Origin of the sequence: Nocardia jejuensis NBRC 103114, assembly GCF_001613145.1 — a bacterium.
Lineage (GTDB): Bacteria > Actinomycetota > Actinomycetes > Mycobacteriales > Mycobacteriaceae > Nocardia > Nocardia jejuensis.
In genome coordinates this window covers 63231-85214 of the sequence record NZ_BDBU01000034.1, presented here as the reverse complement: position 1 = coordinate 85214, position 21984 = coordinate 63231, and the positions used below count along the sequence as shown (strand labels likewise).

Here is a 21984-nt window from a genome sequence, read left to right as displayed (position 1 = left end):
GCCCCACGCGCGTTCAGCCCGAGACAAGGAGACCGATGACGGACCCGGATACGGCGCCCGACCGCAAGGGCTATCGCCGAGTGCTCCTCAAGCTGGGCGGCGAGATGTTCGGCGGCGGCAAGGTCGGCCTCGATCCCGATGTGGTGCAGACCGTGGCCGAGCAGATCGCCGAGGTCGTCGAGGACGGTGTGCAGGTGGCCGTGGTCATCGGCGGCGGTAACTTCTTCCGCGGCGCCGAGCTGGAGGAGCGCGGTATGGAGCGCGCCCGCTCGGACTACATGGGCATGCTGGGAACGGTGATGAATTCCCTTGCCCTGCAAGACTTCCTGCAGAAGCAGGGTATCGACACCCGCGTGCAGACCGCCATCACCATGGGTCAGGTCGCCGAGCCGTACCTTCCGCTGCGCGCCAAGCGCCATCTGGAGAAGGGCCGCGTCGTGATCTTCGGCGCCGGGATGGGCATGCCGTACTTCTCCACCGACACCACCGCCGCGCAGCGCGCCCTGGAGATCGGCGCCGAGGTCGTGCTCATGGCCAAGGGCGTGGACGGTGTCTTCGATTCGGACCCGCGCGAGAATCCGAACGCCACCATGTTCACCGAGATCACGCACAAGGAAGTCCTGGAACGCGATCTGAAGGTCGCCGATGCCACCGCCTTCAGCCTCTGCATGGACAACCAGATGCCGATGCTGGTGTTCAATCTGTTGACGAAGGGCAATATCGCCCGTGCCGTCGCCGGTGAGAAGATCGGCACCCTGGTCCGGTCCTGACCGACGACTCGATCCGTACGAGTAGAACGATGACGCTGTGGAGGAAACGCCGTGATTGAAGAAGCGCTCTTCGACGCCGAGGAGAAGATGGAGAAGACCGTCTCGTCGGCGAAGGAAGACCTTGGCACGATCCGGACCGGTCGCGCGAATCCGGGCATGTTCTCCCGGGTCGTCGTCGATTACTACGGTTCGCCCACCCCGATCACCCAGGTGGCGAGCATCGCCTCGCCCGAACCGCGCATGCTGGTCATCAAGCCCTACGAGGCCTCGCAGCTGCGCGATATCGAGACCGCGATCCGCAATTCGGATCTGGGCGTGAACCCGACCAACGACGGCAACATCATTCGCGTGCTGGTGCCGCAGCTCACCGAGGAGCGCCGCCGGGAAATGGTCAAGCAGGCCAAGTCCAAGGGCGAGGACGCCAAGGTCGCGATCCGCAACGTGCGCCGCAAGGCCATGGACGAGCTGGGCCGCATCCAGAAGGATGGCGAGGCCGGCGAGGACGAGGTCGGCCGGGCCGAGAAGGATCTGGACAAGACCACCGGCAAGTACGTCCACCAGATCGACGAACTGGTGAAGCACAAGGAAGCCGAGCTGCTCGAGGTCTGAGGGCTGCTCGATGTTCTAGGACGGCCGGCCGCGCCGGCCGGGGGTAGGAACACGGACGACAAGTGAGCGACGGGACAATCGTGGCCGAAGAAACTGCCGCCGCCGGCAACGCGACGCCGCCTCAGGGCGCGTCCGTACCGGTCGAGGGCAACTCCGCGCCGAGACAAGCCGGTGCCGCACCGAACGGCGGCGCGGGAGTGCCGGCGACAGGTCCGGTCACCGCCGCGGCCTCCGGGGTCGGGGGAGACGAGGCGACCGTGAGCGGGGACGCCGGAGTCGATGCGGGCGCGGTCACGTCGGCCCCGGCCGTGGCGTCCGGTGACGCGGCGCCCGCCGCGCCCGCGTCCAAGGCGGGGCGTAATCTCCCGGCGGCGCTGGCGGTCGGTATGACGCTGGGCCTGTCGCTCATCGCGATTCTGCTGTGGGCCCCCGAGGTGCTCATCGGCGTGATCGCGGTGGCCATGGCCGTGGCGACCTGGGAGGTGTCCAAGCGGCTGCGCGAGGCCGATGTCCTGGTGCCGCGGATTCCGCTGATCCTGGGCGGGCAGGCGATCATCTGGCTGGCCTGGCCGGCGGGGTCACAGGGCGTGCTGGGCGCGTTCGGCGCGACGACCCTGGTCCTGATGGTGTGGCGACTGTTCGACCACGGACTGCAGGCCACGCCGCGAAACTACCTGCGCGACACCGCGATCAGCATCTTCACCCTGGCCTGGATTCCGCTGCTGGCCTCCTTCGCGGTCCTGCTGCTGCTCGAGGACGACGGCAATCTGCGGGTGCTGACCTTCATGATCCTGGTGGTCTGCTCCGATGTGGGCGGCTATGTCGCGGGCGTGCTGTTCGGCAAGCATCCGATGGTTCCGGCAGTGAGCCCGAAGAAGTCCTGGGAGGGTTTCGGCGGTTCGCTGGTCTTCTCGGTCATCGGCGGTCTGCTGACGGTGACCCTGCTGCTGCAGGCGAATTCGATGATCGGCGTGCTGCTCGGGGTGGGCCTGGTCGTGGTCGCCACCACCGGCGACCTGATCGAATCCCAGGTCAAGCGCGAGCTCGGCATCAAGGACATGGGCACGCTGCTGCCCGGTCACGGCGGGATCATGGATCGCCTCGATTCGATGCTGCCCTCGGCCTTCGTGTCCTGGTTGGTGCTGACCGCACTGCTCTGAATCACGCCGGAACTCTGAATCAGGCCGGAACGCGTCACCCCGAACACGGACATCCTCGAACCCAGTCTTCTTCGAACCCAGTCATCTTCGAACACGGTCATCCGAGAACGAGAGAAGTCCGCGAGTCCCTCATCGGATCGCGGACTTCTCTCGTTCTCGGAGCCGAGACCGCCTAGTGCGCCTTCTTGGCCACTCGCCGCAGCTGCAGGATTCGATACCCGCCGACCAGCGCCGTCACCAGCGCTCCGGCGATCACCGACAGCAGTACGAGCACGCCGATCGGCAGATTCCACTGCCACGCGAACAACTCGACCTTCGCCTGCTCGAGATTCTGCAGGATGAAGATCAGCAACACGATTCCCAGAACCGCGGCGACGACGAGACCGATCCAGGCGTACCCGGCACGGGTCTTGAGGACACCCTGGCCCTTCTGCTTACTGTTCTGGTCCGGGCTCGGATCCGCCCCGGACGTTGGTACGGCATCGGTTGTCATCTCTCGATCATTGCCGATGGCTATGAGTCATTACCGTAACGGTCGGTCGGATTAATGGGCGTGTCGCTGCCCGGTTCGACGCCCCTCGCCGGGCACGCCGCCGAAGCATCTCGTCGATCGGGTGCCCGAGCCCGGTCACAGTCCTGCGGCCTTGTCCTCGAAACCGGCTGCGGGAGCAGCACGATGCTGACCCGAGCCCCTCGTCGCTCCGACGCTGGTGCGCACCACAGGCCCGACCTGGACACCCCATTTCGGCTGCAAAGCCGACGACAATGCCATGAATCGGGGATCGCCGGTGCTCTCCGCGAGGACCCATGACCGGATCTGACGAATGAAGGGGAACACCTCACCCGGCCCACCTCGTTGTGCGTGGTGCGCGGTGGCCAGCAGGATCGCGGTTCTGACCGCCTCCACGACTCTGTCCTCGGAGAAACGTTCGTCGCGTGGATCGGGAAAATATCTGCGATCGGCGTTGGGCGGCGGCTGTCGCTCGAATCCATGGTCGTTGATTGCACCTACCGACTTCGACGGTCCCTGGCTGAGCGTCTCCATGAGCGAGACCGCCAGATTGGACAGAAGGGTGAGCATCTCGTCGTCGGGCAGGAATCGGGCCGGCCCGCCTTGCCAAAAGTCCGCCGGCAGCTGGAAGATATAGCCTCGTTTACTCTCCGGGTGCGGGTCGTCAGGTGCGAGACTCAACAGCGCGTATTCGCCCGAGATCTCGCTGAGCGGGTACAGACACTTCAGAACCTCCTCGGCGCTGCCTCGAAAGCCGTTGTCCACCAGGGTGAAGGCACTGCCGGGAAGCCCGGCCGCGATTCCCCTCTCGCGCAGGTAGCGAGTGTACAGACCCCACGAGCCGGGCACCCGCGCTTGTTCGGCGTCGGTCAGCGACCTGCGGAACGATGCGCCCAGGGGGATCCGTAACCGTGTTGCCGCCTCATAGTCGCGCGCGATCATTTCGATCAGGGGGCGTGACATGAGGACCTCGCGACACCGTCTCGCGAAGAATTCGGGATCGCGTCCACGTACCGCGGCTGCGATGATGTGCCCGTCCCTGGCGACGAATGCCGCCATCCATGCGAGGTTTTCGGCTGCGCGTGCGTGCAGCCTCGGCAACATTCGATCGGCGATCCAGGTGAAGAACGGAGCGAAATAACGGGCTCCGAGATCGTAGGCCTCGGCGACCGCGCGTGCGCCCTCTTCGTCCAGGCAAAAGGCTTGGACGATGTCAGCAACACTGGAAAACGCCTTCTCCACGGGTATTTCCGGGTAGTTCTCGAGAAACACTTCGCGCGAAGGCACAGCGGTGGTGAACAGCATCCGGACCGGCACGGGCGAGTTCGAGGCGACCTCGGAGGTGGCACGCGCGGCCTCGGTATGAAGTCGGTGCAATCGCACCGTCAAACGGTTGTGCTCGTCGGCTCGGCGGACCAGGGTGTCGACATCGAACCGGCGAGCGGCGGCGGCCAACTTTCCGAGTTCGGCCGAATTCATCATCGTGCCCATCAGCGCGACGCCGTCGACCGGATCTTTCACAGTGCCCCAGGCGCGGTCGGCGATACGATCGGGGAGCGCGAGGCCGAGCAAGGCCGTCAGGGCGGCGCGAAGTTCGACGCGTTTGTGCCGCAGCAGATCTCGTGTGTCCAGGGTGTCGGCCGCGTCCTCCTCCGCGAGGTGACGAGTCCACTGACCGATCCATTCCAACACCTGCGCCGGCTGTGCTGCCCGGATCGTCGGCTGCCACCCCTTCCGGCGTATCGGTGCCAGTTCGTCCCGTACGCCGCCCAGGGCGTCCCGCACTCGCTCCGAAGTGAGTATCGCCGGTTCCACGCCGAGTAGGTCCGCCAGTTCTCCACAGGCAACGGCACTTTCGCGCCGCATACGCCACAGCTGTGTCGAACCAGGTGTCAAGGTCTGTGTGTCTACTCCGAGTCGTGCGGCTTCCTCATCACGGAGCACACGCGCCCGCCGAAGTTCTGTCGCAACGTGATCGGCTTCTTCCAGCGACCGCGCTCGGGACCGCATCGCCGTATCGGGTCGGTTCGTGTGCCCTGCCGCGGACACAGCGGGTGCGCCGGCGGTGCCGGTGTCAACGGGCCGCTGCCCCGCGGCGATGTTCTCCGCGGGTGTTGTTCGGGCAGGCAAACCCAATTTACGGCGTGCCCGGGCCAGATAAGAGTCCACTGTATCCGGGGTGACTGCTAATGAATCGGCGATGCCCCGGTTGCTCATTCCCGCCGCGGCCATATCGAATACCTGGGTTTCGCGGGGAGATAGTGGACGTGGAGTCTGCGCACTCGAAGGTGTGGTTTGCTTCATCGGTGTCGGCGGTACATCGGGCTCGGGCTCGCCATATGCGACTCGCCATTGCCGCGTCCGTTCGGCAATGGTTGGACGAAAGTTGGTGCCGAACGCGCGATAAATTATGCCCAGTCGTTCCTTCAGGGTTTTCGGGGAAATGCCGAGAGCGTCGGCCATCTGCTGGTTGGTCATCCCTCGGTCGAGGAGATGGACGACGTCGACGTGCCGATCGGCCAGCCTGAGGTTCAGAGCCCAGCCCGGAACCTGGCTCCGCTCAGGGCGCGCCGACCCATCGGAGAGGCGATCGGACGCGGGAGGAATCTCGAGGTCCGTCCCCCGGAGCCCCGACGTCTCGACCTGACCAGATTCCGGCGGCAGGAGATCAAAGGATGGCTCGGCCGATTGTTCGATCGGTGCCGGCGGTACATCGGGCTCGGGCTCGCCGTATGCGGCTCGCCACTGCCGCGTCAGTTCTACGATGGCAGGACGAGCTCTGGTGCCGAACGCTTGATAGATCATGGTCAGTCGTCGTTGCAGGGTCTTTCTGGAAATGCCGAGAGCGTCGGCCATCTGCTGGTTGGTCATCCATGTGTCGAGGAGATGGACGACGTCGACGTGCCGATCGGTCAACCCGAGACTCAGAGCCCAGCGCGGACGGTCCACGCTCCGAACCTGGCTCGGCTCAGGGACCGCCGGTCTATCGGACAGGCGATCGGACGCGGGCGGAATCTGGAGGCGGACACCTCGCTGCGACGCGACCGCGACGGAGAACGTGCGGGCCGCGTCCCACAGCTCGGGAGGTTCCGCGCCCGGATCGTTCGGTGGGACCGTCGTGCCGCGTCCCGTCGGCCAGAACCGGCGCAGATGCGTCTGCTGGTGACCGAAAGCCTCGAGAATCCCCCGGAGTTCCGAGGTCTCGGCCTGACCCAATTCCGGTGGCAGGAGATCGAATTCGCCTTCGCGCGCACCGCGGTTCAGGAACACCTGTATCCGTCGCCAGAACTCGGCGATCTCGCGATGCGGCGCGATGACATTCGGCGCGACTATCCGCGTGATCCACTCGTCGATGGTTCTGTCCGTGATCTGGGCGAAGCGGCGCGTCGCGTTCGCGCAGACGTCATCGACGATCCGATCGACCGTTCGGGGCCCGAGACCGGCCGCCATCCTGCGCACCACACCGTCGAAGCGGTGATGAAGCAACTCGACCGCCGCGTCGGTATTGCCCGCCGCGATCAACGTGCGAATCTGTTCGGACGCCGCGTCGGCGCCATCGGTGTCGGCTGGCTGCGTTCCGTCGGCCCGCCCCTTCTCCGGGGCGCTGGTCTCGAGGTTCGGTATCTGCGGTTGTCGACGGACGCCGCCGTGCCACTCCAGACCATTCCGCGGATCGTGATGAAACCACAACGCCTGCTGCAATTGCCGAGGGCGGTTCGTGCCGACGAGACGGTGTCGCTCCGGGGCGAAGGGGTTGGGTGCGACAGCGTCGACGCCAGGTGGCTGTGCAACGCGCTGCGTGTCGTTCGAGGATCGTCCGTTGGGGTCTCGGGCCGCCGGATCAAGAAAAACTTGGCTGTCTTCCGACCAGCTGTAGCCAGAGGCGTGCAGCCATCGTGTCAGGACATCATGTGTGGCCGCGCAGGCCGGATAGGTTCGCTCGGTCTCCGGCCCCGGATCGAAGTCGCGGATCCGGGCCGTTCGTGTTGAACCGGCCGGATTCACGTCGAATGTGAACCTCGCCGGCTCGCCGAGCACTGGCTGGACGACAAAATCGACAGAAATGCCGCCCGCTTCGGGGATGCGAGCACGTTCCGCTTCGACCCAGAATTCGACGTCGCCGCCGCGGAAGTGCTTCAGCATTTCGGCCGCCGCTGCGGTCCTATCTGTGACCGAACCGGGATCCGGGATCAATTCCGCGGCGGAATACGGTCCGTCGACCCGCGCGGGATTCCACCACATGGGGCTGACGAGTTCGTCACCGTGCGCGAATTTTATTGTGGAGAGGTTCACATGATCGCGCAGCCAGTATCGCAGCTGAACCCAGAATTTTGGACTGCGGACGTTATGACCGAAGAACAAGCCACTGAAGGCGCCGATCAGCTCGGGGCGGCCTTCCACCATGCGCATGTAACCGAATCCGGCGGCAATGCTCGGTGCGTTGCGCATTGCACTGTCGCGACGTTCGTTTTCATCGGCGTGCCGGGCCAGATACGACAGGAGGAGATGCGGATGTTCGCCGACCGCTTCGGGTGTCGTGATCAACGTGCCACTGCGCAGCAGGATGAATGTGTCTCCAGAATAAGCTCTGGTGTTATGCGGCCGTTTTTCGGAGTCGAGGAAGACGCCATGATCATCCGGCTTCAAGATGACGACCTCGACTCGGCGCTGCCAGAACTCATCGGATTCGGGCCGGAAATTCATTTCCGCCCCGTCGAAAATCGTACGAGATGGTTTGATGCGAGCGACATCTTTCGATGCGGCCGCAGCGGATTCCGCGGGTATCGTGGAGGTCGTTTTCGGCGTGCTGTCTGCCTCGGTCGGCGCAGGTGCGACGGCGACGACCACCGCCGACCGGTTCACGATGATCCACACCTCCGCCGCCCCGGGTTCCCGCACGACATAGGCGTCGTAGCCGCGAACCGCCGCGAAACGGCCCGCATCGGAGAGAACTTCGCGCTTGACCGAGAGTTCCTGGCGGCGGGCACGGACCGAGGCGGTCTGTTCGCGACCGGAGAGATCGCTTTCCTCGTTGTCGAGAGTGGCCGTGGCCCTGGTCATATCATCCAGAAGTAGAGCGAAATCGATAGTTCGAGCCTCCGGTCGCAACACCATCCGGTCGACGCATTCGGGTTGGTCATCGGCGTAGCCGAGTGCGATGTCACGATCCGTGCTCGCGTAGATGCCGATCCCGAATGACGAGCTGAATGGAATGGCAGGCAGGTATCGGCCTGTCCTGAATTCCGCGAGATAGCGTGGATCACGCACACCGCGGAACAATTCCTGACAGCCTGTCGCGACCATCGCATCGACCTCGTCGGCTCCGGCGAGCGCAGGCAAGGCATCGAATCCTTGACTTCCCGCGATGTACGCCATCGCCCCGTCCTCGATGGGGTCGTCGGGTCCCGTCACCGTGCTGATTCGGTCCGAAGTCGCACTGTGGTAATTCAATTGGTCGAAGAGATCGCGACCCCGAGCCATTTTCCTCGCTGCCGCTTTTCCGCGCTGAGCACCGCCGCCGTCGTGCTTCCACACGGCGAATTCGTTCACCTGCGTGCGCGCGGTCTCGAAGCCGAAACGCTGCCATGGGTTTTCGAATCCCGTTCCCGCCACCGGTGCGCCGAGCGTCGCTCTCTGTTCCGGTAGCCGGGGCGATGAGTCGTCGCGTCCGCCACCGGACGGCGCGGTGGGATTGACCGACTCGGGATCCTGCGTCGGAACAGGTGCCTGCGCACGCGGGCTCGCCCACGGTGTCCGCGCGCGGGACCGGGCCGAAACCGCTGGCTCCGCAACAGGTCCGGAGCCATCGGGTTGGGTGACGGGCGAAGTCGTGGGTGGGTGATCGGATCGGGTCGATGTCGGCTTGCCCTGGTCTCGGCCGCCGTAGGCGATGAGAACGCCGGAAAGATTATCCTCGGCTCCCGTGTCCATAGCGCGCTTCTCGAGCGCTTTGATTCCCGCGCCCAGGTTTCCGGGGGCTTCGCTCAGGGCCGCGAGGACGATGGCGCCGAGCGCCTGGGCCTTGTAGGTTTCGTTCCACATGCCGTCGGTGCAGATGAGCACAGCACCCTTCTTGCCGACGAGGGAGACCTTCACGGTGTGTGGTCGGACAAGTTCAGGTGTTCTGTTCGTGTCGTTTTCACGCTTGCCCAGGAATTGGGTCAGGGCATGGGCCATGTCATAACCAAGCGCCTCGCCTTCGTCGATACCGGGGCGCCCGTCGGCGGTGGGGGCCATCAACTTCGGGACCAGCGAATCGTCCTCGGTCAGCCGCTGTGCCGTGCGGCCGTCGAGGGGCAGATCGTATCCTCGGGAATCGCCGCTCCAGCACAGTGTGGCCTGATCCTCTTCGACCACAGCGAGGATGATCGTGCACCCGGGCGGTTTGCGTGCTTCCAGATATCGCGGTGCATCGGCCAGACCGAGTACCGCCTGTTCGGCGGCGCGAACCGCTTCTTGCGCGAGCTGTTCCGGATCCCATTCGATGCCCGGCTCGATTGCCGACAATGCGTTCGTCAGGTAGTCGCGTGCTGTGTAGGCGGCGAGCTGGGCAGCGAGGTAGGCGTCCGGTTCGCCGTGCAGACCAGTGCTCGATACGCCGTCATCGATGACGGCTATCCGTACCGGCTTTCCGTCGACCTCGACCGAGCCGATCGCAAACCAGTCTTCATTGCCCTCGTGCACCAGGCCGACATTGCTCACCGCCGCCATCGAGCCCTGGTCTTCGAAATGCTGATCGAGAGGTAGCAGGTTGTAACCGTTGACGCAGATCGATGGTTGTTGCCGCAGAGCTGAACCTGGCGAGGATTGCGATCGATCCTCGGCCTCGTTCCATGTCTGGAATGGCGGAACTTCTTGCGGCCCGGTCATTTGCGGTGTCGGCCACGCGTGGGATTCCGGCCACACGGTCGGCGCAGGCTGGGGGGTCGTGACCACGGGCGGGGGGATGAGCACCGATGCTGCTGGACCGAACGCGGCCAAGGCGGCGGCGAGCGTGCGGACCTCGGCATCGGCGGCGGCATGATCGGCGAGTGCGGCGGCCAATCTCCGGGTCTGCTCCGCTGTGGTCGGTGTACTGCCGGTCCGATCGGTGTTGGCGAGGTTGTCCGATTCCGCGTACCAGGATGCCGTCGCGTGGAAGTTTTCGATCAGCACGTCGAGGGTTTCGACACCGACCCTCGATCGGGGGTTCTCGATGAGAGCGGTCAGGTCTTCGAGCGCCGAGAACGCGCGTTGCAGCATGCGGTAATGGGTTACGGCCGTGCCGGATTCGGTGCTGTACGGATCGGTCTGGTCGACCGTGCCCGCCGCCGTGACCAGTTCCTGGGCGATGCGCTCGAACACGGCGTGCAGCACATCGGGTTCGATAGCGGTCAGCGAATCGGAGGAGCTCTCCGTCCACGCCGTGTCCTGTACCTCGCCCAGTCTCGCCCTGACCTGGGCGAGGCGGTGACCGGCATTCGCGACGCGCCGCGTGGCGTCGGCTCTCCACTGGCGTCGCTGGGCGTCCGTCGGCGCGATCTGACGCGTGTGCGCTTCCACCGTGAGAGCCTCGTCGGCCTTACGCAGCCACGTATCGACCGCGTGCGCGAACGCGTGGAGCAACCTGAGTTTCGCGGCGGGGATCGAAGGGTGCTGTTCGCCCTCGACGGCGAGTAGTTCATCGAGCAGCGCCAGCGTGCGCTCCAGCCGTTCGAGCCGCCGAAGCTGATCGTCGGAAACGACTGTGCTCAGGTCGACCATCGCATCGGCGCGCTCCGTGGCGACGGCGTCGCGCAGCGAGCGTAGGCGCTCGCTCTCCTTCGGAAGGGCGTAGGGCGACGAAACATTCGCCGCGTCGTCCTGCCGGTCGTCGGATGGCGTGTCGGGTGTGGCCGACTTCGGTCTGCCGTGCACCGCATCGGGCGACCATGTGCCGCTGCCCGGCGGTCCGAAGACACCGGTGACCGTGAATGACGGAGAACCGCCTGTGACAGAGCCGGTTTCATCGCTCCACGGATACTCGGGTGCGTCCGGATCGCCACCGGGGGGATGGTGGTGGAACACCGAGGGATCGAGGTTCGAAGAGTTTGTCGGCGTGGGGAGCGAGTTCGGATCTGGTTTCGAGTACCTCGCGGAGCCTGTGTGCGCTTGCGCATCCGGATTGTTGGCTTGTTCATCCGTCAGTGGCGTTTGCGCGCGCAGGGGTGGCGGATTGCCCGCGGTGTCCGCGTTGTTCGCGGCGCCGGGGTCTGACAGCTGTTCGTCGAGCATCCGAGCCATGGCATCGAGTACGAAGTACGGCCGGCCGTTGTCGTCGTAGTAGGTGAATATCGGTTCTTGCCCGCGCCGGAACTCGGTGCGCGCCTGGGCGGTCATGCTGTGCCACCGGCTGACCAATGCGGCGAGGGTGCCGTCCGGCGCGACGCTGGGGACGAAGCCCGATGTGGCTGGAACGGAGCCGCTTTCGTACGGCCGCTCCTCGGCAGGGCCGCGTTCGTCGAGCAGCGCCTGCTCGACAGTGCGGCCGTTCAACAACGCTCGCAGGCCGTACACCGGGTGCGTCGGATCGGTCGGAGCGCTGCGGCCGAAGGAGTTGTTCGCCTCGGCCAATGCCTCCGGCGGAAAGAAGACGGATCGGTCGGCATCCGGGTCGATCTCATCGTCGGAAATGACGGGCGCCCAGGGCTTCCCTTCGCGCGGAAATCTCGGGTCTTCCTTGTTTTCGCGACTGTAGCCGTCGAGTTGATCAAGCCATATGTCGAACCGGGTGTCCGCCGGGAGTTCGCCGCGGGCGCGCAGACCGATGAAAAACTCGTGCAGAAATCCGAAGGCTCTCGGCGCGAGTTGGTTCATGAAATCTTGTCGCTGATCGAACCGCCTGTCGGAAGCCAGGGCTCCCGTGGCCCGTGACTCCGCGAGTTCAGCGTATCGACTCGCGCTGATCGGGGCGGCGTGTTGCGAACGCAAGTCCTCGCGATCCCGTAGGTGCGCGAACTCATGGCGAAGAGTGTCGTATACCGGATTCCCGGTCGGAGCTGCCTTCCGGCCGTCCCGGAAATCGGACTCGGTTCGTCGGGCGAAAAAGTCAGGATCGGTCACATCGTTCTCGTTGAGAAAAACGATGTACGCGCCGAGAATCCACTCCGCAGCGGCATGGACCCTCGGAGACAAATCAGTGATGACTACCGCCGCGGGAAGTGCGTCAGGATCCTCGAACCAGGCATCCGCTACCGCGTTGCGGACCGCCAGTGCGCAATCGACAGAGATTCCGACCTTATCCAGCCCCAGAATCTCGACGCCGAAGGTCGCGAAGGTCTGTGCTGCGATGGCCTGGTTGGTGCCGAGGTTGTACTCCGGGGCGGAGGGCGGGTCCGGCTCGGTATCTTTGTAGACGGCCGAGGGTCCCCCGTTGGCCGAAAGCCACGCCTCATAAGCTGTTTTCACGGGCGTCAGGCCGAGTCGCTCGGCCTCGGCGTCCGCCGCGGCCGCCATCGCCTCGGCGATGAGTGTTTCGATTTCCGAGGGGCCCGAACCGGGCAGCAGGTAGGCGACATTCGACTCCGCCTCCGCTTCCTCCGATTCCACGTGCCTGCGAAACGCTGTGCTCGCGGCGAGGTTCCTGTCTCGGGGCTGAGCCGGATCCAACTGCAGACCGTAGCCCGTCAACTGACTGCCGAGACGGTTCGTGAACTCCGGTCTGTCAGTTATGCCGTACTCGTTTTGGTAATACGTGGTGAGGACGGTGTAGGTACTCGGAGTGGTGTAGGGCAGCGCACCACGTAACGCATGTGTCATCTCGTGTACGACCAGCGCGGCGAACGGCTGCTCGGGATTGCCGCGATGAAATCCGGAGGCCGTGAATCGCAGGGCATTGTCGCGCATCGTGCCAGGAGTGGTGGCTCGCAGCTCATTGATGGAAATGCCGGTCTTGCCGTCACTGTTCTGCATGGACCAGGTCGCATGGGTGTTCCTCGCCAGTGGCACGAAGCGAATTTGCTGCCGACCGATCACCGGGAACCTGGCGACCATGTAGCGAACGGCATCGATGATCTCGCGGACCGTGCTCAGGCTGATGCCGGGGTTTTCCGAGCCGACGAACCACGGACGGGGTTCGCCCTCCCGATCCGCGGGCACTCGCTCGTCGAGCCACTCTTCGGCCGCCGCAATCAATTCCAGCTTGGTCTGTTGTTCGGCGGGCGACACCGATAGATACTCGGAGGCCAATCGCTGGAATTCTTCGTACTCCTCCGCGGTCTCCTCGAGGCTGGTCGTCAGCAGCTCGTGGACGAGTCCCTCGCCGAGGGTCGCATTCGACGCATCGAACTCGGTCGCTGCGAACCCGCCGGCAGCGGCCTTGCCGGAATCCAACCGCTGTCCTTCGGCGCCATAGCTACGGAACTGCGCCAGCTGCCATTCGACCAGTCCGGAGGGTCGCCAGTTCTCGGTGGTCTCATAGCATTCGGCCAACGGAAGCGTGATACTTCGCCCGGCGCCATTGGCTACGGCCGAGCCGAACTCCCGCAGCATCAATCCCATGGCCGGCCGATCGGCCGGGCCGACGGCCGAACCCGCCGCCACCATGGCTGCCCAGGCCGAACGAAATTCTTCGGGGTGGTGGGCGGCTTCGTTGCTCAGCGTGATCGAGCGAGTTAGCGGATAGGTGAACTCATCCCCGGCGAAATGCGCGCTCGTAGCTAGTTCGCTGGGTGTCGGTATCGCCCCGACGTCGATCTGTAGCAGTTGGATCTGCGGATATTTCGTCAACAACTGGTGAATGGTGCTCGCCAACTCGCGTGCGATATCGACCGACAGTCCGGGCAGGTCGAATCCGACCACGGCCAGGTGGTGTCTGCGTCGCAATTCCGCAGCGATCTGATCGGTGGTCGTGCAGTGCTCGAACGGATCGGTGACGGAGGTGTCGATAGAACGATCCGCTACGACGACGGCTATGGCGGCACGGAGCAGGTCGCGGTAACGCGCGCGCTGCTCTTCGGGAAAGCCGGGGTCGTCGTACGGCACTCTGAGTTCTGGCTCCGCAGCACGCCATTCGCGTTGCAACCAGCGATTGTGCATGGTGCTCCCGGCGGATTCGAGGAAGGCATCGCTGTGCAGATCGCTCCCGTTCTCGACCGCCAGCAGTGGCGCCAGCGCGCACTCGGCGAGGTGAATGAATTCGACGACCTTTTCGATGGGAAGCGCGTGTAGCCCGGGGGCCGCCGTCTCGCCTCGCGCGGTGTTCTCGACCTCGAGCAGTTGCGCCGCCACGCCGACCACGAGTGATCGCCTGGCGGTTCGTACACCGGGTGACTCGACGGTGTACGAGAGATCGGCGGGTTCAGTACTGACCGACTGCCCGCGCACCGCACCCAGGAAAATGCTCAATGCGCCCAGTTCCCTTGGGCCGGAAGCGCCTCCGCGTTGAATCGCGGCTGCGATCCGGCCCATGAGTCTGCGCTCGGTGGGAGTGCGACCGCGCCATTGGTCCAGCACCATCTCGGTGACGCGTGTCAGCCACGATCTGGGTTCGGTACCGTCCGGCACGGCCCATCGGCTGGCCTCGGCGTAGTCGAAGACCACGCGCACCAGCAACTCGGCGAGCGGCGGTGTCGGTCGGTCGCTCGGTGCGGCATTGTTCTCGAGCTGGGATGTCACCTCGTCGAACACGAACTGTCCGTGCTGACGGCGTAGTTCGGCGAGCGCCGTGAACTCGTCGCGTTGTGCGGAGGCAAGGGCGGTGTCGGCCGTGTGTGGTGGCGCCGGGGGTGCGGACCGCCCGACGCCGGGAGTGTCCCCCGGCGGTCCGTGGAACACCAGCGGTCCCTCGACGATCCGCCCGCGTCCTGTCCACGGCAGGTTCGCGACTGCGTCGTCGGCGCTGTGCGCGCGGCCGCGAGGCCGATCGAACACGTCGGCCGGGGTTGCGGGATAACTCCTCGGGGGAGTGCGGTATTCGACCCAGACCGACTTGCCGCCCCCGGTCACGATAGTGCCGACTGCCGCGGCGGCGTCTGTCACGATCCGTGCGCCGCGACCGTGTTCGCCCTCCGCACGATTGCCGAGCGCGTTCGGGTCTGCGTTCTCGGGTTCCGGCAGATCGGTATCGAATGCGTCCAGGAACGCGGCTATGTCGTCCTCGTTCACCGTGGGTGATGGCGCTGCCTCGTCGGCTGCGTCGACGTTGCTTTCGGTGCGCCATTTCGGCAAGCCGAGCGAGGTGTCCGCGACAGCGATTCGGACGCGGGAATCGTTCGCGTCGACGGTGAGTTCCGCGCCACCTTCGCGCGCGTAGAGAGCGGCGTTGCCGAGTAATTCCGACGCGGCCAGGACCGCGGCATCGATCGTGGGTTGGGCGAGTCTGGTGTGCTGGGCCAGGAACCTACGGACCTCGCGGCGTGCTCGCGAACCACCGGATTCGACCTCGCCGAGAGCGAAGGCTATCCGCAGGGCGGGTATGGGTGGCTCGGGTGCCGAATCGGCAGGTCCGGCCGTGAACCACCGTGTGCGCGAACCATTGTCGTCCAGGTGGAAACCCCACCGCCCGGACTTGTCCAAGAGTTCGGTGACTCGGCTCGGCTCGGTGGGCACGACCTCGCCGGTGTTCTCGTCCACCTCGTCGCGAACCGGCAGGGCCCGGCTGTGGTCGACCACCTCGATACGGAGGGATAGTGCCCCTTCCGGCCGCACTCGGACAACGACGGGACCGTCCGCGGTCCGTATCAGTGCGTCGAGCGTCGCGTACGCTGCCGCGACAGTGTCCGTGTCGGTGACCGTTTCGCGGATGGCCGCGCGGGCGCGGGCCACGGATGGGCTTTCCGTTCTCGGCGTGGGACGCACCAGCGGTGCCGCACCGAGGAAACGCGCCGCGGCGTCGACGAGATCCACGATCGCGCGCGGCGCGTTGTGGCGCATGGCCAGTTGCCGCAGTTCACGCACAGGGTCGTCGCTGGTCGCAGGCCGCCAACCGGAAGGCGGTTCGGTCATACCGAGAAGCCTCGGCAGTTCGCTCTCCAGTTGGAGCGCGGCGCTTTGTATTTGCGCCACCTCCTCAGGGGTGGACTCCTCGCTGATCGCACGCTGGGCTCGGTATTCGCGCTGTAGCGCGCGGCCGAGCCACGCGGGAAGTTCGTCGGTGCGAACACGGTCGAGGTCTTCCTCGTCGAGGAACCGCAATTCGACCTGCAACTGATCGATTACCTGCTTCACCGAGCCCGGCAGGGTGACGAATTCCGGCGCGATGCCCATTGCCATGGCGAGATCGGAACGGGCGTGATCGGATTCGCTCGGTGCCGGTGCCGGTGCCGGTGCACGCTGTCCTTCGTCGCCCGGTGCGCCGGACCCCCTCCCTTGCCCACGAACACCGCGCTTTTCGTTCTGTCCCTGCCGGGTGCCCTCGCTGCCGGGTGAGTCGGCGGGGGCTTGCGAGCTGTCTCCCGGAATTGGTTCCGGGAGGTTCGGCGCAGCCGCGGGTTCGATGGGTGTGGGCTTGCGGCGCTTTTTGGGGTCCTCGGGCGAGGTTCGACCCATCATCGGGACCGGACGTCGTGCGACCGCGGGTGTGGCGGGTGACCCGGCCAGTCGAGTGGAGGGGACTCCGCCCCGAGTGGCGTTGATGCCGAGGTCGGGAAGGTAGTTGGTGCTGTCGGGGTGGAATTGTGTTCCCGCGGTGGGATCTTGGGGTGCTCCGGGGGTCGATGGGTCGGGTTCGGTGGCGTAGTGGGTCGGTTGGGCGTATTCGGTGGGTGCCTCGGCGGGTTGTGCGGGCAGGTGCGGCGTCGGGGTGTCCGCGTGACGGGGGAGTAGGGGGTTGGGCGGGGCCTTCGTCGCGTTGTCCTCGTCTCGGGTGGGTTCGCCGGGGATCGGTTGGTCGGGGGTGGGTGTCTGTGGCCGGTCGACGCGCGGAGCTTCGGGCAGGGCCTCCGGGACAACGGGGTTCGACGGGCGTGGGACGACCGGGATCGCGTGGGGCGGTGGGCCGTCGGGCGCGTCGGGCATGCCGGGGAATCGGTAGACGGTGCCCGAGGGTTTGACGTATTCGTCGGGTGAGTGGTCGGGGAATTCGTCCACCTGGGGTTGGGCGGGGACGTAGCTGGGCATGGGCGGCGAGACGATGGTGCCGATCTCGCCTGGGACGCGGAATTCCTCCGGCTCTTCCGGGAGCGAGTTGTCGTCGTCGTTCTGTCCGGTCGGTGTCGAGAGATAGGGGGCGGCACCGGCTCCCACGGGTGTGTGCGTGGTGGGGGCGGCGGTCGATGATGCCGAGAAGGGTGCTGCGACAACGCTGTTCGCGGTCGTGCTCGGCGGTGTTGTTGCTGCGGTGGCGGCCGGTTGCCGGGCCTGGGGATCCGGTGCCGGAGCGCCTGATGTCGGTGCGTGCGAATTGGTAGGTGTGGCAGAAGTATTCGCGGGCGAGGTATTGCCCGGCATGGCGGTGGGCGGAGCGATCGAGGTGGGGATACCCGACCCGGGCGACGGTGGTGGTGCCCCTGGCGTATGTGCGGCGTCGGGTTGGACCGCGAGTGCGGCGAGGGGTGCCGCCGAGGCGGTGACCGGCGGTGTGGTGACCGTGGGTGGTGTCGACCTTGTCGAGCCCGTCTGTGGCTTCGTGTCGGGCGAGGCCGTGCCGGTGATCGTCGGTGAGGCAGTGGGAGCTGTGTTCGCGGACACGGTCGGACCGGACGAGGTACCGGAGGGCTTGGTTTCGGCCGTGAGGTTCGAGTTGCCGGGTGGGCCGACGGAGACCGCGTCGGGGCCGGACGGTGTGACCGGCGGGACCGGGCTGTCGGTGGTGGTCGGCGGTGAAATCGAAACCGGTTCTGCCGGTTTCGCATCCGGTGCGGTCGGAGGTGACGTCGGCTCGGGGGAGGTGCCGGTTGTGGGTGTGCCGAAGCCCTGCTGCGGGGCGTCGTCGAAAAAGCCCAGGTCGAGCAGGGTCGGGCCGTCGGGGTTGGCCGGTGGACCGCCGGGGCCGCGGCCGGTGGTGGTCGCTCGTGGTCCGGGACCGCCCGTGGTGGAGGAATCGCCGGGGGAGACCGTTGTTTCCGTGTTCGGGCCGGTGCCGCCGAGATCGGTGACCCTGGCGACATGGGTGTGGGATCCGGCGCCATTCGTCGCCGTCATGGTCATCGTCATCACCGTGCCCGGTGCGGGTGCACCTCCCGCGGTGCTGCTGATGTGGCCGTCGGCATGCACGACGATTCCGGACAGCTTCAAAGGTGAAGTGCCGGTGAAAAACTGAGCTGCGGGAGCCTGTCCACCCGTTGCGCGTAGTGGTGAGGTGGCCGGGCCGGCCGCGCCACCGGAGGCCGAGCCGGCGCCTTGGCGGGCTTGCTGGAACACGGCATCCCACGCGCGTGAGTCCCGCACGGAGGTAGGCGTGTGGCCCGGTGAGGAGGGCGATCCCGGTGCCGAATTCGGGGGCGTACCCGTGGATCCGGGTGGTCGGCCCGGTGGCTGGGCACCGTCGGTGGAGACCCCGAGCTGCTGGAATGCTTCGGCATCGGCCATGCGCTGCAACTCGGTGACAGCGACCTCGCGGTACCATCCCAGCCCAGCGGGTTTCCCGGGCTGCTCATTGGCGAAGCGGATGGCTTCCTCACGCGCCGGGCCGGGACTGAAATCATCGGCACGGATCTGCGCGTCCGCGCCGATTTGCTCGAGTTCCTTGATGGTCGCCTCGTGTGGGCGCGGGCTGTGACCGTCATGAGCCCGGCTCTCACCGGCAGCGGGTTGTTCACGCGCCGGCTCCGTGCGCGGCAACGGCTCCGGCACCACGCCGGGCCGTTCGCCACCTCTCACCTCCGCACCGGGCCGTTCACCACTCACCCCCGCATCGCCGCGTCCGGCGCGGACCGCCGCACCGGCACCGGCGACGACACCGCTACCGACACCCATCAGGATCATTTCCGTCAGGTTCAGCGGACCGCCACCCAGCGCGGCGGCGGTCAGCGCACCCGCACCGCCACCGGCGGCGCCACCCCCAGCACTGGCCAGCAGCACCGTCAGCACCCGGCCCGTGCCCGCCTTCGCCAGCACCGGCAGCAGCAGCCGGGTGGCGTAGGCTCCGGCCAGCCCGCCCCCGGCGCCGGCGGCGGTCGCGACACCGACCTGTTTCCAATCCATGTGGGTGCGGCGTCCGGGTTGACCGTGACCGACTGCGATTTGGGTGTATTGGGCTCCGGCGACGACCCCGCCCATCGACAGTGCGCCGGTCATGGTGGCGCGGATCGCGAGGGCGAGGTGGGGGAATCGTTCGGTGAACGCGGTGAGTGTTCGTATCAGCGTGGTGAGGGTGGTGCGGCGTGCGGTGTTCGCGGCGATGTCGGCGTTGAGGCGGTCGGCGAGGGCCTTGGCGGGGGCGGCGGTGTCCAGCAGCAGGTTCGCCAGCAGAACTCCGGCGATGCCGATGACGATGTACTGCTCGAGTTCGATGCCGTTGGCGGCGTCGTAGAGCAGCCCGGCGATGCCGTGGGCGAACTCGGCCTGGTTGCGGGTGTTGGTGATGTGGGTGGTGAGTTGTTCGCGGATGGCGTCGCCGGTTTTGCCGGTCAGGCCGGTCAGGGCGGCGTGGGTGGTGAGTCGCTGCAGATCGTGCAGGGTGGTGGCGGTCAGTCGTTCGCCGGAGTGTGCCCAGGCCTGGGCGGCGGCGCGGATGTCGTCGGGGTTGCCGACGGGGAAGTGCCCGATTACCCAGCGGGTCAGCCAGTCCGGGAAGGATTGCGGGATCTGAACACTCACGGCGGCGACGACCGACCACGCGCGGTTTCGACCAGCAGCCGGTAGAGCACGCGCGCCGGACCGGACGCGGTGTCGGCGGACAACTCGACCTCGACGAACGCGGCGACCAGCGCCGCGCGTGGCTGGAATCGATCCTCGGCAATGCTGTTGCCGGTCAACTGGTTTCGCCAGAGTCGGTAACCGCCGACGATGCTCGCCAGTGTGTTCCGGTGGTCCCACGGGCCGTTGATGCGCCGATATTCGGTGATCAACGCGCGCTGCGCCAACTGTCTCGTCGTGGCTCCCGCCGATCTCTCCAGGATTACGCCGAGATCGGTGAGGATGACCGAATACATCGGCCGGTCCCGCGACCCCGTGACCAATTCGCCCGATTGCACTGCGGTACATACCGTTTCGCCGAGCCGCGTGCGATCCGCGACCAGCGCGCGATCGAGCAGGATCCACGGTCCGCCGTGTGCGGCCGCCGTGTCGGTATCGGCGCGGTCACGGGCGACGCGAGATATCCGGCCGTCGCCGAGGTCGGTGATCTCGATCCCACCCAGGCCGAGGAACGGATACTTGCCGAGGACATCGTCGAGGGCCGTGGCGATATCGGTCACCGTGTGCTCACTGATACCCGAGGTGTCGAATCCGGTGAGACGAAGTCCGTGCCGAGCGGCCATGTCCTGGGCGGCGGCCAAGGCCGCCGCATCGGTGGTGACCGCTGCCGCCTTCTTCGGCACGGCCTGCTGTTTCTTCTTGCGCGCCTTGCCATCTCGGCCCAGCGTGCCGGGTTTCGCCGCGCCGGACCTGTTCCCCGAGAGCGGTGGCGGAGAGATCTGGCCGGAGTGGCCGGCGGCGGATCGACCTCCGGCCCACGGGGTGGCGGGCGAGTTCGGCGACATCGGTGCTGCCGAAGCCCTCGACCATGGTGTGGCCGTGGATTTCCCGGTGGCGGCGACCTCTCCCGGGCGGGGGGCCGCCGCCCCGGGCGGCGGTGTGGCAGGCAGCGGTGTGGCGGGTGGCAGCGTGGTGGGCGGTGGTGCGGTCTGGGGGGAGCTGTCCGGGACCGTGGGTGGCACGGCATCGGAAACGCCCTCGGACGTACCGTTCGCACCGGGTCGGGACGTCGTGTCCTGCTCGCCCGGTGTGACAGCGCCGGGGTCGGTGCGCCATGGCTGGTTGTCGGCCGTCGGTGTGGCGCCGAACGGGCTGTGCCCGGGTGTCCTCGGCCGCGGATCGCCGATCGGGCTCTGCTGATGGTTGCCCGGGGTCACTTCCGGCTGTGCGGCGGCGGGGCGACCGGAGGCATTCGACGGACTCTGCGTGCCGTTGCCGGATAGGGCTTCCGAATTGGTTGGCGGACGCGCTGATCGAAACGAACCGGCTGAGTGAAGCGGAGGCGCTGAGTGAAACGGACCAGGACTCTGCTGTGCCGGCGTCGCCAAGTAGGTGAGTGGCTGGTTCGGTCCGCTGCTCGGCCTGCCGGACGCGGTGATCCGCTGAGCCCCGGCCCGATCTTGGCTCTGAAAGGCCTCGTTGGCGTCGGCGAGCCCCGTCCTCAATCCGCGCAGATTGTCGACCAGGTTCCCGTAGCCCGTCAAGCCTTTCTCGGCTTCGGGTTCGTAGGTGTGGCCGATCGTCCGTCCCGGTTCATCGTCACCCCACGGCTTGCCTTCACGCGCGAGGGCATTCCTCAGCTCCGTCAGGTCTTGGTGCGCGGCTTCGGCGATGGCGGTGAGTTCGGCGATGAGCGTCTGAGCGAGGCTCGGATCGAAATCGAACGACTGACCCATGGTGGGTTGTCCTTCAACTCTCACCAGCGGTGTCGAGCCCGTCGCGCAGGCTCGGCGCACCCGGTACCAGATCGGACAGATCGGGCATCGCCGCGCCCGCCTCGGCGACCGGGGCGAGGATCTCCCTGGTCTGCTCCTGCGCGCGCCGGGCGGCCTCTCGACCGGTCTCGAGGGTGGACTTGCCGAGCTGTTCGGCCGTGCCGCGCAACGCCGCTGCGGTGAACGTGACGTCGGTGAGGACGCCGGCGGAATCGACAGTCACCTCGACCAGACCATCGGCCGAGGCCACGGTGATGCGTGCCGCGTCGAGTCGCTGCTGGACCTCGGTGAGGCGAGCTTGCTGCTCGGCGAGCGCGTCGAGGATGTGGTCGACCTGGTTGCGCATCCCGAAGTTCGCCGAGTGCAGTCCTTCTTGTTCCCAACGATCCATCGGTCTGGTTCCT

General features: G+C 66.4%; 8 protein-coding genes and 1 pseudogene. 4 read left to right on the top strand and 5 right to left on the bottom strand.

Translation table 11 applies throughout. The features are described 5' to 3' along the window. Positions 1-35 precede the first annotated feature (35 nt). From pyrH to NJ1_RS26100, 3 genes are all read left to right on the top strand, one after another. Complete coding sequence (gene pyrH / locus NJ1_RS26110) at positions 36-770, top strand: UMP kinase (protein WP_067699006.1); 735 nt, start codon at positions 36-38, stop codon at positions 768-770. Between the two features lie 51 nt (positions 771-821). Then, a complete protein-coding gene (frr, locus tag NJ1_RS26105) occupies positions 822-1379 on the top strand; it encodes a ribosome recycling factor (protein ID WP_067699004.1) in 558 nt (185 codons plus the stop codon). A 308-nt stretch (positions 1380-1687) separates the two neighbouring features. Continuing rightward, positions 1688-2539, top strand: coding sequence for a phosphatidate cytidylyltransferase (locus NJ1_RS26100; protein WP_067699087.1), 852 nt, complete (start codon positions 1688-1690; stop codon positions 2537-2539). 172 nt (positions 2540-2711) lie between these two features. Here the strand turns inward: NJ1_RS26100 and NJ1_RS26095 are convergent, their stop codons facing one another. After that, positions 2712-3032 carry a LapA family protein gene (locus NJ1_RS26095; protein WP_067699002.1) on the bottom strand — a complete coding sequence of 107 codons (321 nt, stop codon included), beginning with the start codon at positions 3030-3032 and terminating at the stop codon, positions 2712-2714. A gap of 135 nt (positions 3033-3167) precedes the next feature. Continuing rightward, the gene (locus tag NJ1_RS26090) at positions 3168-15173 is read right to left on the bottom strand and encodes a LuxR C-terminal-related transcriptional regulator (RefSeq protein ID WP_157574210.1); all 12006 of its coding nucleotides are present in this window, start codon (positions 15171-15173) and stop codon (positions 3168-3170) included. 2899 nt (positions 15174-18072) lie between these two features. Here NJ1_RS26090 and NJ1_RS39385 point away from each other — a divergent pair. Beyond that, positions 18073-18267, top strand: a complete 195-nt coding sequence (locus tag NJ1_RS39385; protein ID WP_157574209.1) for a hypothetical protein — start codon at positions 18073-18075, stop codon at positions 18265-18267. 1118 nt (positions 18268-19385) lie between these two features. Here NJ1_RS39385 and NJ1_RS41210 read toward each other — a convergent pair. The 3 genes and pseudogenes from NJ1_RS41210 to NJ1_RS26075 all read right to left on the bottom strand — a co-directional run. Further along, a pseudogene (locus NJ1_RS41210) lies at positions 19386-19766 on the bottom strand (WXG100-like domain-containing protein); the annotation flags it as partial. After that, complete coding sequence (locus NJ1_RS39375) at positions 19763-21541, bottom strand: WXG100 family type VII secretion target (RefSeq protein WP_157574207.1); 1779 nt, start codon at positions 21539-21541, stop codon at positions 19763-19765. The pseudogene NJ1_RS41210 and the gene NJ1_RS39375, both read right to left, overlap by 4 nt. Positions 21542-21554: 13 nt before the next feature. After that, on the bottom strand, positions 21555-21971 hold the full coding sequence (locus NJ1_RS26075) for a YbaB/EbfC family nucleoid-associated protein (RefSeq protein WP_067698993.1): 417 nt from the start codon (positions 21969-21971) through the stop codon (positions 21555-21557). Positions 21972-21984 lie beyond the last annotated feature (13 nt).

What these genes read in the sequence shown, in the direction of transcription:
- pyrH (WP_067699006.1), top strand. Translation starts at nt 36, where the DNA reads ATGACGGACCCGGATACGGCGCCCGACCGCAAGGGCTATCGCCGAGTG.
- NJ1_RS26075 (WP_067698993.1), bottom strand. Translation starts at nt 21,971, where the DNA reads ATGGATCGTTGGGAACAAGAAGGACTGCACTCGGCGAACTTCGGGATG.
- NJ1_RS26095 (WP_067699002.1), bottom strand. Translation starts at nt 3,032, where the DNA reads ATGACAACCGATGCCGTACCAACGTCCGGGGCGGATCCGAGCCCGGAC.
- NJ1_RS39375 (WP_157574207.1), bottom strand. Translation starts at nt 21,541, where the DNA reads ATGGGTCAGTCGTTCGATTTCGATCCGAGCCTCGCTCAGACGCTCATC.